Source organism: Arthrobacter sp. 10L430 (assembly GCF_056395245.1).
Window position 1 is genome coordinate 212,443 of record NZ_JBFTJD010000004.1, and the last position, 12,498, is coordinate 224,940.

Genomic DNA, 12,498 nt, shown 5'->3' on the forward strand with positions numbered 1-12,498 from the left:
CAACCGTATCGCCGTTCCCGGCGCGGAGCGATGCCGACGCCGCAGTGACGCCGAGTGCGTTGCCGCGCCGTCCGCTGGCCGCGCCCTCCCCTGCATTGACTAGACTCAATGGCATGCCCGAGGAGAAGTACGTCGCTGTGGCCCAACAGCCGGTTGCACCGCAGCAACGCCGCGAGGCCGCGTTCTTCGACGTCGACAACACCCTCATGAAGGGCGCCAGCCTTTTCCACGTCGCCCGGAAAATGCATCAGCGCGGCGCCTTCACCCTGCCGCAGGCCGCAGGGATGGCCTGGAAGCAGTTCAAGTTCGTGCTCCGCGGCGAAAACATGGACGATGTTCACGCCGTGCGGGACTCCGCGCTGACCCTCGCCTCTGGTATTACGGTGGAGGACATCAAGGTCCTGGGCGAGGAAGTCTACGACGAGATGATCGCATCCCGGATCTGGCCCGGCACCAAGGCGCTGGCCCAGCAGCACCTGCGTGTCGGACGAAAGGTCTGGCTCGTCACGGCGACGCCGATCGAAGTGGCCACAGTGATCTCCAGCCGACTCGGCCTCACCGGTGCCCTCGGCACGGTGGGCGAGATTAAGGACGGCCTCTACACAGGACGGCTGGTCGGGGACATCCTGCACGGGCCGGCCAAGGCGGTGGCGGTCCAGGGCATCGCCGACGCCGAGGGCCTGGACCTCAAGCGCTGCTGGGCCTACAGCGACTCCTACAACGACATCCCGCTCCTGACCCTCGTGGGACACCCCGTCGCCATCAACCCGGACGCCAGGCTGCGCAAGCACGCCCGCGAGCACAACTGGCCGGTCTACGACTTCCGCTCCGGCCGCCGCGCCGCCACGCTGGGACTCAAGGCCGCCACCGCCGGCGGCGCCGTCTACGGCCTCTGGCGAGGCTACTCCCGCTTCCGCGGCCCCCGGGTCTGACGCGGAAACGTCGCTGCGACGCCCAAAATCCCCCTCGACACCCGAATTCCAGTGTCACCAGGCCATTTGCGCGTCCCTAGATCATTCGCGCGTCACCACCGCGGCCGCGATGGTGCCGACGGGAAGGCGACATCACGACGCACGCGATGCTTCGAGCAGGAGCGCAACGCCGCCGAACGCGCGACTGAGGTCGCCCAGCGACCGTAGGAGCGCCTTTCGGGCGAAATCACGCCAGAACGCAAAAATGCCCGCACCCTCGAAAGGGAGCGGGCATTGACGCTGTAGAAGTATCTCTACTTCTTATTGCGGCGCTGGTGGCGCGTTTTGCGAAGCAGCTTGCGGTGCTTCTTCTTGGCCATACGCTTGCGACGCTTCTTAATAACTGAACCCACGAAAGTTCCTCACAAACTAGATGCAGTACCTGTCTGATGAAAAAGGTCCGTGGACTAAGCAACAGACTGAACAACTGACAGATTCTTACAATGACGTAAAACGTTCCTTAACAGGGTACCGCTTATCCGGACCCCCTACTGACCGCCACTGTTCCCATGACCTGCAGCCGCCCCCAAGGCGGTTGCCTCGGTCACTAAGATCCCGGGGAAAGCGAGGCACCAAGAGTCAGGCGGTATCCGACTGGCCGTCAACAACAGCGCCCTTGAGGTACTGCTCGACGGCGTTCTCCGGAACCCGGTAGGAGCGGCCGAACCGAACGGCGGGCATCTCTCCGGAATGGACCAGCCGGTACACGGTCATTTTGGAAACGCGCATGACCTCAGCCACCTCGGCCACGGTCAAGAACTTGGCGTTCGAGAAGTTCGACTCGGACATTTCCCATATTCCTTTGCTCTCAGCATCATTGCGGCATCCCATGTTGTGTGCGGTGCGCCGATGCTGAGCCATCGAACAACCGTGTGCTAGTTACTCTAGAGGCTCACGTGGCCATTGTGAAAGCCCCGGCGTTTCCGCGACGATGCTGCCAACTGGTCGAGCACGGACGTCGTCACATCCCACTCCATGCAGGCGTCGGTCACGCTCTGGCCGTACACCAGTTCAGACCGCCCGGCGGCGTGTTCTGCCACGTCCAGGTTCTGCGCGCCGCCCACCAGGAAGCTCTCCAGCATGACCCCGGCAATGGCACCCGCGGCCGTACCCGCATCCTCCAACTGCGCACCGATTTCGAGCGCAACCTCGGCCTGGCGGTGATGGCTCTTGCCGCTGTTGGCGTGGCTGGCGTCCACGATGAGGCGCGGGTTGAGGTTCTTGGCGGCGAGCCTCGCTGACGCCGCTTCGACGTCGGCGGCGGAGTAGTTGGGGCCCTTGCGGCCGCCGCGCAGGATCACGTGGGTGTCCGGGTTTCCCGCGGTGGCCACGAGCGCGGCTCGACCCTCGCCGTCGATCCCCAGGAAAGCCTGGGCCGCCGCCGCGGCGCTGCAGGCGTCGACGGCAACCTGGAGGTCGCCGTCGGTCCCGTTCTTGAAGCCGATGGGCATGGAGAGCCCGGACGCCAGCTGGCGGTGGATCTGGCTTTCGGTGGTGCGGGCGCCGATTGCCCCCCACGAAACGAGGTCGGCCATGTACTGCGGGCTGATCGGCTCCAGGAACTCGGTGGCGGCGGGAAGCCCCAACGCTGTGACCTGCTGCAGGAAGCGGCGCGCCTCGCGCAGGCCGGCGGCGATGTCGTGCGTGCCGTCAAGCCGCGGATCGTTGATCAGGCCCTTCCAGCCCACCGTGGTGCGCGGCTTTTCGAAGTACGCGCGCATGACGATCAGCAGGTCTTCCTTGTGCTTCTCGGCCTGGCTGACGAGGCGGCGGGCGTACTCGAGGCCGGCCTTGGGATCGTGGATGGAGCAGGGCCCTACGATCACGAGCAATCGGTCGTCCACGCCGTCCATGATGGCCCTGACTTCGTCCCTGCCGCGTTCGACGACGTCCACCACCCGCGCGTCCAGCGGCAGTTCCGCGATCATCTCCTGAGGAGTGGGGAGCGCGGTGATCCCGCTGACCCTTAAGTTCGAGGTGGACTGCTTCGGCGTGGACGGTTTCGAAACGCTCTGCGGGATTTCGGTGGCTGCTTCGGTGCTCATGTGCGGGGTCCTGTTCCGGGGTACGGAGCGGGCCCAGATCAGAACCCGCCGGAGAAATGGCGAAGGGCAGAGAATGATCTCTGCCCTGTTGGCTCTGAAGGAAGTTGGATGCGTGTCAGTTAGACGCGGGCCCCTCCAGAGCCAACGAAAAATACGCATACCAACGGTTAGTCATAGCCACACCATAACCTCGCATTTGTTTGATCCGCAAATTCCGTCCGTCACGCAAACGGCGGGGCGGATCATCCCACCAGCTTGCGCAAAAACTGCAGCTGCCGGATCCAGTGGTGCTCCTGGCCACCTTCATGATTGTTGAAACGGTAGACCTCGATGTTCTTGGCAGTTCCGCCACCGCCATTTGTGCCGTAGGCGTTGTAGCTCGCGAAAACGGTGGAAGGCGGGCAGACATCGTCCATCTGCGCCACCGAGTAAAGCGCGGGGACCGTCGCGCCACGGCCGAGGTTTACGCCGTCGAAGTAGTTCAGCACGGCCAGCATCGGCTCGTACCGTTCGCGGTGCCTGCCCAGAAACGCAGCAATCTCGGGATACGGGCCGCGCGGCGTGATGTCGATGGCACGGGGAAAGTCCTGAAGGAACGGGACGTCGGGCAGGGCGGCGACGACGCCGTCGAGCCTGCCGGCCGCAAGCCCTGCGACGGCGACCGTGATGCCTCCGCCCTGGCTGACGCCGGCAACCACAATCCGGGAAGCGTCGACGTCCGGATGCGCCTGCGCCGCTTCGACGGCGCGGAACGCGTCCACATAGACACGCCGGTAGTAGTAGTCCTCCCGGCTGCCTGCACCTCGGGTCATCAGCCCTGCGTGGGCCACCTCGCCCGCAGACGGATGAGGATCAGGGGTCTCACCCACGGCGCCGCCGTAGCCTTGTCCGCGGGTGTCCATAATGAAGTGCGCGTAGCCTGCCTGGGCCCACTTGGTGTCCTGGTTGGCCAGGCCGCGGCCGCCTGAATAGCCGGCATACTGCACGACGGCGGGCAGCCGGGTTCCAGCCTCCCTGTTCGCCGGGAGGTGCAGCCAGCCCTTGACCGGAGAACCGCCATAGCCGGCGAACGTCACGTCGAAGGTGTCGATCACCGTCAGGTAGTTCTCCACAGGCTCGAAAACCGCTGCCAGCGGAAACTCGCGCGCCTCCCTGATGGTGTGGTCCCAGAAAGAGTCAAAATCGGCTGGAGCGGTCACGTCGGAGGTGTAACCGCGCAGCTGCTCAAGCGGAAGATCGAAGAGAGGCATGGGCTTTCCGTTCTCTTGAAGCGTGTAGAACCAGGCTGTGTGCTGTTGTGGATCCTATGTCAGGCATCGGCATAGGATCCTTCCCTCCGAGACGCCACATTGCGGGCCGTTTCGGAGTGCGGCGCCGGATGAAGCCTCATCTCCGGCCACTTCCGCTAGACCAGTGCCGCCTGGTAGCTTTCCAGCGGTTGACAGCTGTAGACGGCTGCACGGAGTTCCCGCAGGCCGCCACTAATTGCCCCCGCGGCGCGCCCCTGGACAAGTACGTTGCCCATGGCCGTGGCCTCGACCGGGCCGGCAACCACACGCTTTCCGGTGGCTTCAGCGGTGAGCTGGCACAGGAGCCGGTTCTGCGAACCGCCGCCCACGATGTGCACGACGTCCACCTTGGTGTCCGCCAGCCGTTCAGCGTCGGCGATGGTCCGCGCGTAGCCGGCGGCCAGACTGTCCAGGATGCAGCGGACGATGGCCGCCGGTTGGTCCGGAAGCACAGCGCCGGTATTCCTGACGGCGGCGCGGATCCGTTGTGGCATGTTGTCCGGGGCGATGAAGTAGGAGTCGTCGGCGTTGATCTGCGGGCCGCCGGGCGGGAGTGCCGCTGCGGCGTCGAGCAGTTCGCCGAGCTCCGTTTTGTACCCTTCTGCTGCCCAGGTGCGCTGGCATTCGCTGAGCAGCCAGAGACCCCCGACGTTGCGCAAATACCTGATGGTGCCGTCCACGCCGCGCTCGTTGGTGAAGTTCGCGGCCCGGCTGGCCTCGGTCAGGACGGGGTGCTTCAGTTCCACTCCCACCAATGACCAGGTACCGGAGGAGATATAGGCGAAGTTGTCCTGTTCTGCCGGGACGGCGGCGACGGCGGAGGCGGTGTCGTGCGAGCCGACAGCCACTACCTTGGTTGCCGCTGACAGCCCGGTGCGTTCCGCGATTGCGGGCAGCACGGTGCCGACAGTTTCACCGGGCTGGACCAGCGGCGGGAACAGGTTCTTCGGCAGCCCCAGCGCAGTGAGTAGGTCCGTGGCCCACTCCCCTGTAACGGCGTCGAACAGGCCGGTGGTGGAGGCATTGGTGGCTTCGGTCCGGCGCTGGCCTGTCAGCAGGAACGCGATCAGGTCCGGGATGAGCAGGGCCTGCAACCCGTCCAGGCGCGGCTCGGTGGCGAGCTGGTAAAGGGTGTTGAACTGCAGGAACTGCAGCCCGGTGGTGGCGTAAAGCCGTGCCGGGTCCAGTTTTTTGTGGACCGGTGCCACTGCCGACCTGCTGCGTTCGTCCCGGTAGCTGTAGGGCTGGGCGGTGAGTTCACCAGCGGCATTGACCAGGCCGTAGTCCACGGCCCAGGTGTCGATGCCGATGCTGGTGATCGTCTGGCCGTCCGCGGCTGCGGTCGCCGCGGCGGCGGCCAGGCCGGTGAGCACCGCGGCAAAGAGCGCGTCGAAGTCCCAGCGGAGGCCGCCGTCGGACTCCACTATCCCGTTCGGAAACCTGTGGACTGTCTCGAGGGTGACTGCGGCTTTGCCCGCGGGTGCGCCGGCGATGCGTCCGAGCATGACGCGACCGGAGGAGGCGCCAATATCGACCGCGGCGAACAAACTGCCGGCGAACAGGCCGCCGTCGGCATCGCCCTGCGAACGGGGCAGGGTTGCTGGTGAACTCATCGGAGGAATGCTGCGGCCACGCCGGCGTCCACGGGGATGTGGAGGCCGGTGGTGTGGGAGAGTTCGGCGCTGGTGAGCACAGCGGCGGCATTGGCCACGTTTTCCGGCAGAACCTCGCGCTTGAGCAGCGTGCGCTGGGCGTAGTACTTGCCCAGTTCCTGCTCGTCCACACCGTAGACGGCGGCGCGTTTGGCGCCCCACCCGCCGGCGAAGATCCCGGAACCGCGGACCACGCCGTCGGGGTTGATGCCATTGACGCGGATGCCGTATTCGCCCAATTCCGCCGCGAGAAGGCGGACCTGATGTGCCTGGTCGGCCTTAGTGGCGGAGTAGGCGATGTTGTTCGGGCCGGCGAAGACCGAGTTCTTGGAGGAGATGTAGATGATGTCCCCGCCCATGTCCTGGTCGATCATGACCCTCGCTGCGGCCTTGGCCACCAGGAAGGAGCCTTTGGCCATCACGTTGTGTTGCAGGTCCCAGTCCTTCTCGGTGGTTTCGAGCAGTGGCTTGGAGATGGAGAGCCCGGCGTTGTTGACCACAAGGTCCACGCCGCCGAAGGCCAGCACCGCGGCGTCAATTGCTGCCGCGACCTGGGCTTCGTCCGTGACGTCGGCCTGCACGCCGATGGCGACGTCCGGGCCGCCTAGTTCGGCGGCGACCTTTTGGGCGTTTTCGAGGTTCAGGTCGGCGATGACCACGCAGGCGCCTTCGGCGGCGAGGCGGGTGGCGATGGCCTTGCCGATGCCGGAAGCGGCCCCGGTCACCAGTGCGATGCGGGTGGCGTGTGACTTGGGCTTGGGCATCCGCGCCAGCTTGGCTTCCTCCAGGGCCCAGTACTCGATGCGGAACTTCTCGGATTCCTCGATCGGGGCGTAGGTGGAGATCGCCTCGGCGCCGCGCATGACGTTGATGGCGTTGAGGTAGAACTCCCCGGCCACCCGGGCGGTCTGCTTGTTCGCGCCGTAGGAGAACATGCCCACGCCGGGGACCAGAACGATGGCCGGGTCCGCGCCGCGGAGGGCAGGTGAAGCCTCGGTGGTGGAGCTTGCCGAAACCGCGTGCCGGTGGTAGTAGGCCTGGTAGTCCTCGCGGTATTCGGTGTGGAGTTCCTTCAGCCGGGCGACCGAGTCCTCGATCGAGGCGTCGGCGGGCAGGTCCAGGATCAGCGGCTTGACCTTGGTGCGCAGGAAGTGGTCCGGGCAGGACGTGCCCAGCGCACCGAGGCGCGGGTGCTCGGCGGATTCGAGGAATTCGAGCACGGCCGGGTCGTCGCTGAAGTGCCCCAGCTGCGGTTTGTCCGTGGACGCCAGCCCGCGGAGCACAGGGGCCAGGGAGGCGGCCTTGGCTCGGCGCTCGGCTTCCGGCAGGGCGCCGTAGCCGGGCAGCTTCGGCCCGAAGGGCTCGGTGCGGCCGTTCTCTTTGATGAACTGTTCGGCCTGGTCGATGATCCACAGCGAGTTGGCCTCGGCTTCCTCGCTGGTGGCGCCCCAGGCGGTGATGCCGTGCCCGCCCAGGATGGTGCCGACGGCCTGCGGGTTGGCGTCCTTGATCGCGGCGATGTCCAGGCCCAGCTGGAACCCGGGCCGGCGCCACGGCACCCACACCACCTTGTCGCCGAAGATCTTGGTGGTCAGGGCCTCCCCGTCCGCGGCCGTGGCGATCGCGATGCCGGAGTCCGGGTGCAGGTGGTCCACATGCGCGGCATCCACGAGCCCGTGCATGGCCGTGTCGATCGACGGTGCGGCGCCGCCCTTGCCGTGCAGGCAGTAATCGAAGGCGGCCACCATTTCGTCTTCGCGCTCCACGCCCGGGTAGACGCTCTTCAGCGCCTGAAGCCGGTCCAGGCGGAGCACGGCCAGGTTTTCCGCGCGCAAAGTACCCAGATCGCCGCCGGAACCCTTGACCCAAAGGAGCTGGACGTCGTCGCCCGTTACCGGGTCCTTCTCAATGCCCTTCGAGGAGGTGTTGCCCCCGGCGAAGTTGGTGTTCCGCTTGTCCTCGCCGAGGCGGTTGGAGCGGGAGATCAGTTCTTCAACAGTCTTGTTGGTGTTGCTGGCAATGTTGGTCATCGGTGTTACGCGCCCCATCCGGCCTGGTGACCGCCTACGCGGTCCTCGTTGATTTGTTTCTGGTAGCCGCTGGCCTTGAAGGCGGCCATCGGGTCCGCGGGCAGGCCGCGGGATTCACGCCACTCGGCCAGGACCGGGCGGACGTCGGTGTAGAACGCGTCGTTGAAGATGCCGTTGGCGGCCAGGACATCGCCGGCGCGCTGGGCCTCGGACAGTGCCGCGGTGTCGATCAGCAGGGCGCGGGCCGTCATTTCCTGGACATTCAGGACCGAGCGGATCTGGCCCGGGATCTTCTCCTCCAGGTTGTGGCACTGGTCCAGCATGAGCGCCACTCCTGCGGACTGGCCGAAGCCGCCGCCGCGGATCACCTCGTGCATGATGCGGAACAGCTGGAACGGGTCCGCGGCGCCGACGATCAGGTCATCGTCGGCGTAGAAGCGTGAGTTGAAGTCGAAGGACCCCAGTTTGCCCAGGCGCAGCAGCTGCATGACGATGAACTCGATGTTGGTGCCCGGGGCGTGGTGACCGGTGTCCAGGCAGACGAAAGCCTTCTCGCCGAGCGCGAGGGTCTGGGCGTAGGAGGTGCCCCAGTCCGGAACGTCGGTGTGGTAGAAAGCCGGCTCGAAGAACTTGTACTCCAGCACCAGGCGCTGGTCCTCGCCCAGCCGGGCGTAGATCTCCTGCAGCGACTCCGCCAGGCGGTCCTGCCGGCCGCGAATGTCGTCCTGGCCCGGGTAGTTGGTGCCGTCAGCGAGCCAGATCTTCAGATCCCTGGACCCCGTGGCGTGCATGATGTCGATGCACTCGAAGTGATGGTCGATCGCGCGGCGGCGAACGGATTCGTTGGAGGACGTCAGGGATCCGAACTTGTACTCATCGTCCTGGAACGTGTTGGAGTTGATCGTGCCCAGGCCCACGCCCAGGCCCGCCGCGTACTCCTTCAGGGCGGCGTAGTCATCCACCTTGTCCCACGGGATGTGCAGCGCCACCGTCGGGGCCAGGCCCGTCAACTCGTGGACCTTGGCCGCGTCTGCCAGCTTCTCCTGCACCGTCCGCGGCGTGCCCGGCGTGCCGAACACCTTGAACCTGGTGCCTGAATTCCCATAAGCCCACGAAGGGACCTCGATGGCAAGCTCCCCGAGCCTGCCCAGCGCCGTTGCTACGTCATTCATGATCATGTTCCGGTTTCTCTTACTGGGTTTTGGAAATTGGGTGTCCGGCGGCTGGAGACCGCCGGATGGCTATCTTGTGGCTTTGGCTACCGGGTTCGCTGCCCGGAGCGACCCCCCGGTTGAGGCGGCCGCGACGAGCTGGTCCTCAAGGTTGAACACCTCCGGGAGCACCGTGAACCCTTCGTCCGGAGGCTGATCCGCGGCGGCAAACAGGCTGCCCATCTCTGCCTGCCAGCGCGCGTTGACATCGGTCAGCGCCATCCGTGCCCTGACGTCGTCGAATCCTCACATTCCAGGCATCCGATGAGCACTCCGTCGTGGGACAGGAAGAGAGAGTGGTCGTGCCAGCCAACATCCTGAGCGCCCGCAGCATGTCCGGCCAGACTTCGGCGTGCCGGCGGCGGTATTCGACAGCGACCCCGGGTTGCACTTGGCAGCGGAAACACATCCTCATCTGGATTCTCCTGACTTTTCACTGCCTTGAAACGTTTCATTATTACGATTCAAAGTATCCTTGGAAGACGGCAGGTGTCAAGCATTCCCTGCCTCTGAGAGCTTGGAGAAGGATGTCACGGTCAGCCAGCATCAAGGATGTCGCCAACCACGCCCGGGTGGCGGTGGGCACTGTCTCGAACGTCTTGAACTACCCTGACCGGGTTTCACAGCGCACGAAGGAGCGCGTCCTTCACGCCATCGAGGAGCTGGGTTTTGTCCGCAATGACGCCGCCCGCCAACTGCGGGCCGGCCACAGCCGGACCATCGGCCTCATCGTCCTGGATGTAGGCAACCCCTTCTTTACGTCCGTGGCCCGGGCTGCCGAGGATGCCGCGGCACTCCACGGCAGCGCCGTGCTGCTGGGCGACAGCGGCCACGACGCCGGCAGGGAATCCGGCTATATCGATCTGTTCCAGGAACAGCGCGTCCAAGGCCTGCTGATCTCGCCCGTCGGTGATGTCACTGAGCGTCTGGACCAGCTCCGGGAACGCGGCGTGCCAACCGTCCTGGTGGACCGCCTCGCCGACGACGCCGAGTACAGTTCCGTGTCGGTCAACGACGTCGAAGGCGGTCACCTCGCCGCCCGGCACCTGCTGGACATCGGCCGCCGTCGGCTCGCCTTCGTGACAGGGCCGACGGCGGTCCGCCAGTTCGCCGACCGCCTCGAGGGGGCGCGGCGCGCCGTCGCCGAAGTTCCCGGCGCGTCGCTGGAAATCGTTGAATCCGAGGGGCAGACCGTCCTGGCCGGCCGCGGGATGGGCGACCAGCTGGTGACGCGCAACTCGAACCAGCTTCCGGACGGCATCTTTTGCGCCAACGACCTCCTTGCGCTGGGCGTCATGCAGTCGCTGGCCATGACACACACACTGCGCATCCCGGAGGACGTGGCGCTGATCGGCTACGACGACATCGATTTTGCCGTTTCAGCCGTCGTGCCGCTCTCCTCCATCCGGCAGCCGACCGAGGCCATTGGCCGGACGGCAATCGAACTGCTCACAGAAGAGCTCGACGCCGCGCATCCCCGCCACCGCGCCGTAGTCTTCACCCCCGAACTGGTGGTGCGGCAAAGCACCGCCGGAGCTGTCGCCGTCGACGGCGAAGAGCCAGGCGCAGCGGGTCGATCCGCCGCACGGAAGGAAGCAGGACGGCGTACGGCCGCACCGCGCGAGGCTGCTCAGCGCGTAGCCGCACCGGAAGCTCTTCCGGCAGGGCAATAAGCAACGTGTGACGAGCTAAGCCAAGCGCTGAGGGGCCAGGGACCAACCTTGATCCGGAAATCGTGACGCATCACCCACACTAGGCGTGAGGAGACCAAGAGGCGGCTACCTCAGACGGTCGCATTGGCCACCGCTAAAATGTCGGACCCCTCTGACAGAGTTTTCCTATGGAAGCCATGGGGGAACACGCAGCGGATCACACCGCGGGCCAGTCGGTAACGCCGGGCCTTAGCGCGGCTGCCCTGCTGCGGGTCCGCGCGCTTCGCAGCGTTCCCGCTTCCGCTTTGCTCACGCATCCCGCGGCGTCCGACGGCGGTGCTGTCACCAGTGGGTCTGTCACCGGCGGGCTAAGTTCCGGCTTGCGCGGCGCCGACGCCATCTGCGGGAACGCGGCGTCCGACGGCGGTGCTGCCGCCGGTGGGTCTGTCACCGGCGGGTCTGTCACCGGCGGGTCTGTCACCGGCGGGTCTGTCACCGGCGTGACGTTTGCTGGCACCGCCTTCGGTGGCGGGGCGGCTGAGGCCCTGGAGCAGTGTCTGGAGGCGCTGGCTTCGGCGGTCGACGCCGCGGACAATGAGCTCGGGCTGGCTTCCTTCCGGGAGGCGGCGGATTTCGCGGACGTGACCGAGGAGCTCTCCCGCCGGGCCGAGCACCTTCAGCTGCTCGCCGCGGCCGCGGTGGAGCGGACCCGCACCGAGGCGGTCAACGCCGCCGGACCCGCGGCCAAGGCCGCCGGCTGGACCACCGGCTGGGGCACCGACACCGACACCGCAGGGGACGTCACCGCGGGGAACGTCACCGGATCCGGAGCGATGCCCGCAGCGGCGTCGTCCGTGCCGGGAACAGCGCCGGGGCCGGCGCGGTCTGTGCCTGCCGATGACGGGTGCCGGAACACCGCCGAATACCTCCGGGTCCGGCTGCGGATCAGCATCGGCGAAGCCCGCCGCCGGCTCGCCCTCGCCGCGGCCGTGCTGCCCCGCGCCGGCCTCAACGCCCACCCCATGCCCCCGGCCTGCGAACAGACCGCCGCGAACCTGGCCGCCGGGACCATCGCCTCCCGCGCCGGAACCATCATCACCACCGCCCTGGACAAGGCCCGCCCCATCACCGACCCCGCSACCCTCCAGAGCATGGAGGCCGCCCTGAACCGCACMGCCCTGGAGAACGACCACGACTTCCTGCTCCGCATCGCCCACCGCTGGACCGACGCCATCGACCAGGACGGCACTGAACCCAGCGAAGAAGAACTCCGCCACCGCCAAGGCGCCTTCACCCGCCGCCCCCGCCGCGGCCTCCACCACCTGGAAATCTTCGCCACCACCGACCAATACGAACACCTCCTCACCGCCATGAACACCGCCACCAACCCCCGCACCCAACCCACCACCACCGCGGACGGAACAGGCACCGGCGAAACAGGCACCGGCGCCGGCGCGGGCACCGGGGAGAACGGTGACGGCCCTGCCGTCGGGGACGGAGCGGGCGCGCATGCCGGGCCGGGATTCGGCGCCGCGGCCGAAGCCGCGGCCGCGGACGCCCACCTCGAACGCCGCACCCGCCCCCAACAACTCCTCGACGGACTCGTCGGCGCCTGCAAAACAGCCCTCGCCACCAACACCCTGCCAGC

The 12,498-nt window shown here is 66.6% G+C and carries 11 protein-coding genes and 1 pseudogene; 3 read left to right on the plus strand and 9 right to left on the minus strand.

All coding sequences use genetic code 11. The annotated features are described in order from the left end of the window. The first annotated feature begins 113 nt into the window (after window positions 1–113). Entirely contained in the window at window positions 114–932 is an 819-nt protein-coding gene (locus tag AC1DDG_RS06405; protein WP_476875392.1) for an HAD family hydrolase, read from the plus strand. Window positions 933–1,225: 293 nt separating this feature from the next. Here the strand turns inward: AC1DDG_RS06405 and AC1DDG_RS06410 are convergent, their stop codons facing one another. The 9 genes and pseudogenes from AC1DDG_RS06410 to AC1DDG_RS06450 all read right to left on the minus strand — a co-directional run. Continuing rightward, on the minus strand, window positions 1,226–1,324 hold the full coding sequence (locus AC1DDG_RS06410) for a 30S ribosomal protein bS22 (RefSeq protein ID WP_003792170.1): 99 nt from the start codon (window positions 1,322–1,324) through the stop codon (window positions 1,226–1,228). Between the two features lie 226 nt (window positions 1,325–1,550). Beyond that, window positions 1,551–1,760, minus strand: a complete 210-nt coding sequence (locus tag AC1DDG_RS06415) for a helix-turn-helix domain-containing protein (RefSeq protein ID WP_230120519.1) — start codon at window positions 1,758–1,760, stop codon at window positions 1,551–1,553. A gap of 95 nt (window positions 1,761–1,855) precedes the next feature. After that, complete coding sequence (locus AC1DDG_RS06420) at window positions 1,856–3,016, minus strand: 3-deoxy-7-phosphoheptulonate synthase (protein ID WP_476875393.1); 1,161 nt, start codon at window positions 3,014–3,016, stop codon at window positions 1,856–1,858. 242 nt (window positions 3,017–3,258) lie between these two features. Further along, the gene (locus AC1DDG_RS06425; protein WP_476875394.1) at window positions 3,259–4,266 is read right to left on the minus strand and encodes an acetylxylan esterase; all 1,008 of its coding nucleotides are present in this window, start codon (window positions 4,264–4,266) and stop codon (window positions 3,259–3,261) included. A 155-nt stretch (window positions 4,267–4,421) separates the two neighbouring features. Next, on the minus strand, window positions 4,422–5,918 hold the full coding sequence (locus AC1DDG_RS06430; RefSeq protein ID WP_476875395.1) for a rhamnulokinase: 1,497 nt from the start codon (window positions 5,916–5,918) through the stop codon (window positions 4,422–4,424). After that, window positions 5,915–7,987: a bifunctional aldolase/short-chain dehydrogenase gene (locus AC1DDG_RS06435; RefSeq protein ID WP_476875396.1), complete on the minus strand. Its 2,073-nt coding sequence runs from the start codon at window positions 7,985–7,987 to the stop codon at window positions 5,915–5,917. The genes AC1DDG_RS06430 and AC1DDG_RS06435 overlap by 4 nt, the downstream gene beginning before the upstream one ends. Before the next feature lie 5 nt (window positions 7,988–7,992). Continuing rightward, window positions 7,993–9,159 (minus strand): L-rhamnose isomerase, encoded by a 1,167-nt coding sequence (rhaI, locus tag AC1DDG_RS06440; RefSeq protein ID WP_476875397.1) that lies wholly within the window; start codon window positions 9,157–9,159, stop codon window positions 7,993–7,995. A 69-nt stretch (window positions 9,160–9,228) separates the two neighbouring features. Continuing rightward, on the minus strand, window positions 9,229–9,420 hold the full coding sequence (locus tag AC1DDG_RS06445) for a hypothetical protein (RefSeq protein ID WP_476875411.1): 192 nt from the start codon (window positions 9,418–9,420) through the stop codon (window positions 9,229–9,231). Window positions 9,421–9,556: 136 nt separating this feature from the next. Further along, a pseudogene (locus AC1DDG_RS06450) lies at window positions 9,557–9,613 on the minus strand (hypothetical protein); the annotation flags it as partial. 112 nt (window positions 9,614–9,725) lie between these two features. Between AC1DDG_RS06450 and AC1DDG_RS06455 the strand changes: the two are divergent. Further along, window positions 9,726–10,871 (plus strand): LacI family DNA-binding transcriptional regulator, encoded by a 1,146-nt coding sequence (locus tag AC1DDG_RS06455; RefSeq protein ID WP_476875398.1) that lies wholly within the window; start codon window positions 9,726–9,728, stop codon window positions 10,869–10,871. A gap of 167 nt (window positions 10,872–11,038) precedes the next feature. Beyond that, a partial coding sequence (locus AC1DDG_RS06460; protein WP_476875399.1) for a DUF222 domain-containing protein occupies window positions 11,039–12,498 on the plus strand: 1,460 nt, incomplete at its 3' end.

What these genes read in the sequence shown, in the direction of transcription:
- AC1DDG_RS06405 (WP_476875392.1), top strand. Translation starts at nt 114, where the DNA reads ATGCCCGAGGAGAAGTACGTCGCTGTGGCCCAACAGCCGGTTGCACCG.
- AC1DDG_RS06415 (WP_230120519.1), bottom strand. Translation starts at nt 1,760, where the DNA reads ATGTCCGAGTCGAACTTCTCGAACGCCAAGTTCTTGACCGTGGCCGAG.
- AC1DDG_RS06420 (WP_476875393.1), bottom strand. Translation starts at nt 3,016, where the DNA reads ATGAGCACCGAAGCAGCCACCGAAATCCCGCAGAGCGTTTCGAAACCG.
- AC1DDG_RS06425 (WP_476875394.1), bottom strand. Translation starts at nt 4,266, where the DNA reads ATGCCTCTCTTCGATCTTCCGCTTGAGCAGCTGCGCGGTTACACCTCC.
- AC1DDG_RS06430 (WP_476875395.1), bottom strand. Translation starts at nt 5,918, where the DNA reads ATGAGTTCACCAGCAACCCTGCCCCGTTCGCAGGGCGATGCCGACGGC.
- AC1DDG_RS06435 (WP_476875396.1), bottom strand. Translation starts at nt 7,987, where the DNA reads ATGACCAACATTGCCAGCAACACCAACAAGACTGTTGAAGAACTGATC.
- rhaI (WP_476875397.1), bottom strand. Translation starts at nt 9,159, where the DNA reads ATGAATGACGTAGCAACGGCGCTGGGCAGGCTCGGGGAGCTTGCCATC.
- AC1DDG_RS06445 (WP_476875411.1), bottom strand. Translation starts at nt 9,420, where the DNA reads ATGGCGCTGACCGATGTCAACGCGCGCTGGCAGGCAGAGATGGGCAGC.
- AC1DDG_RS06455 (WP_476875398.1), top strand. Translation starts at nt 9,726, where the DNA reads ATGTCACGGTCAGCCAGCATCAAGGATGTCGCCAACCACGCCCGGGTG.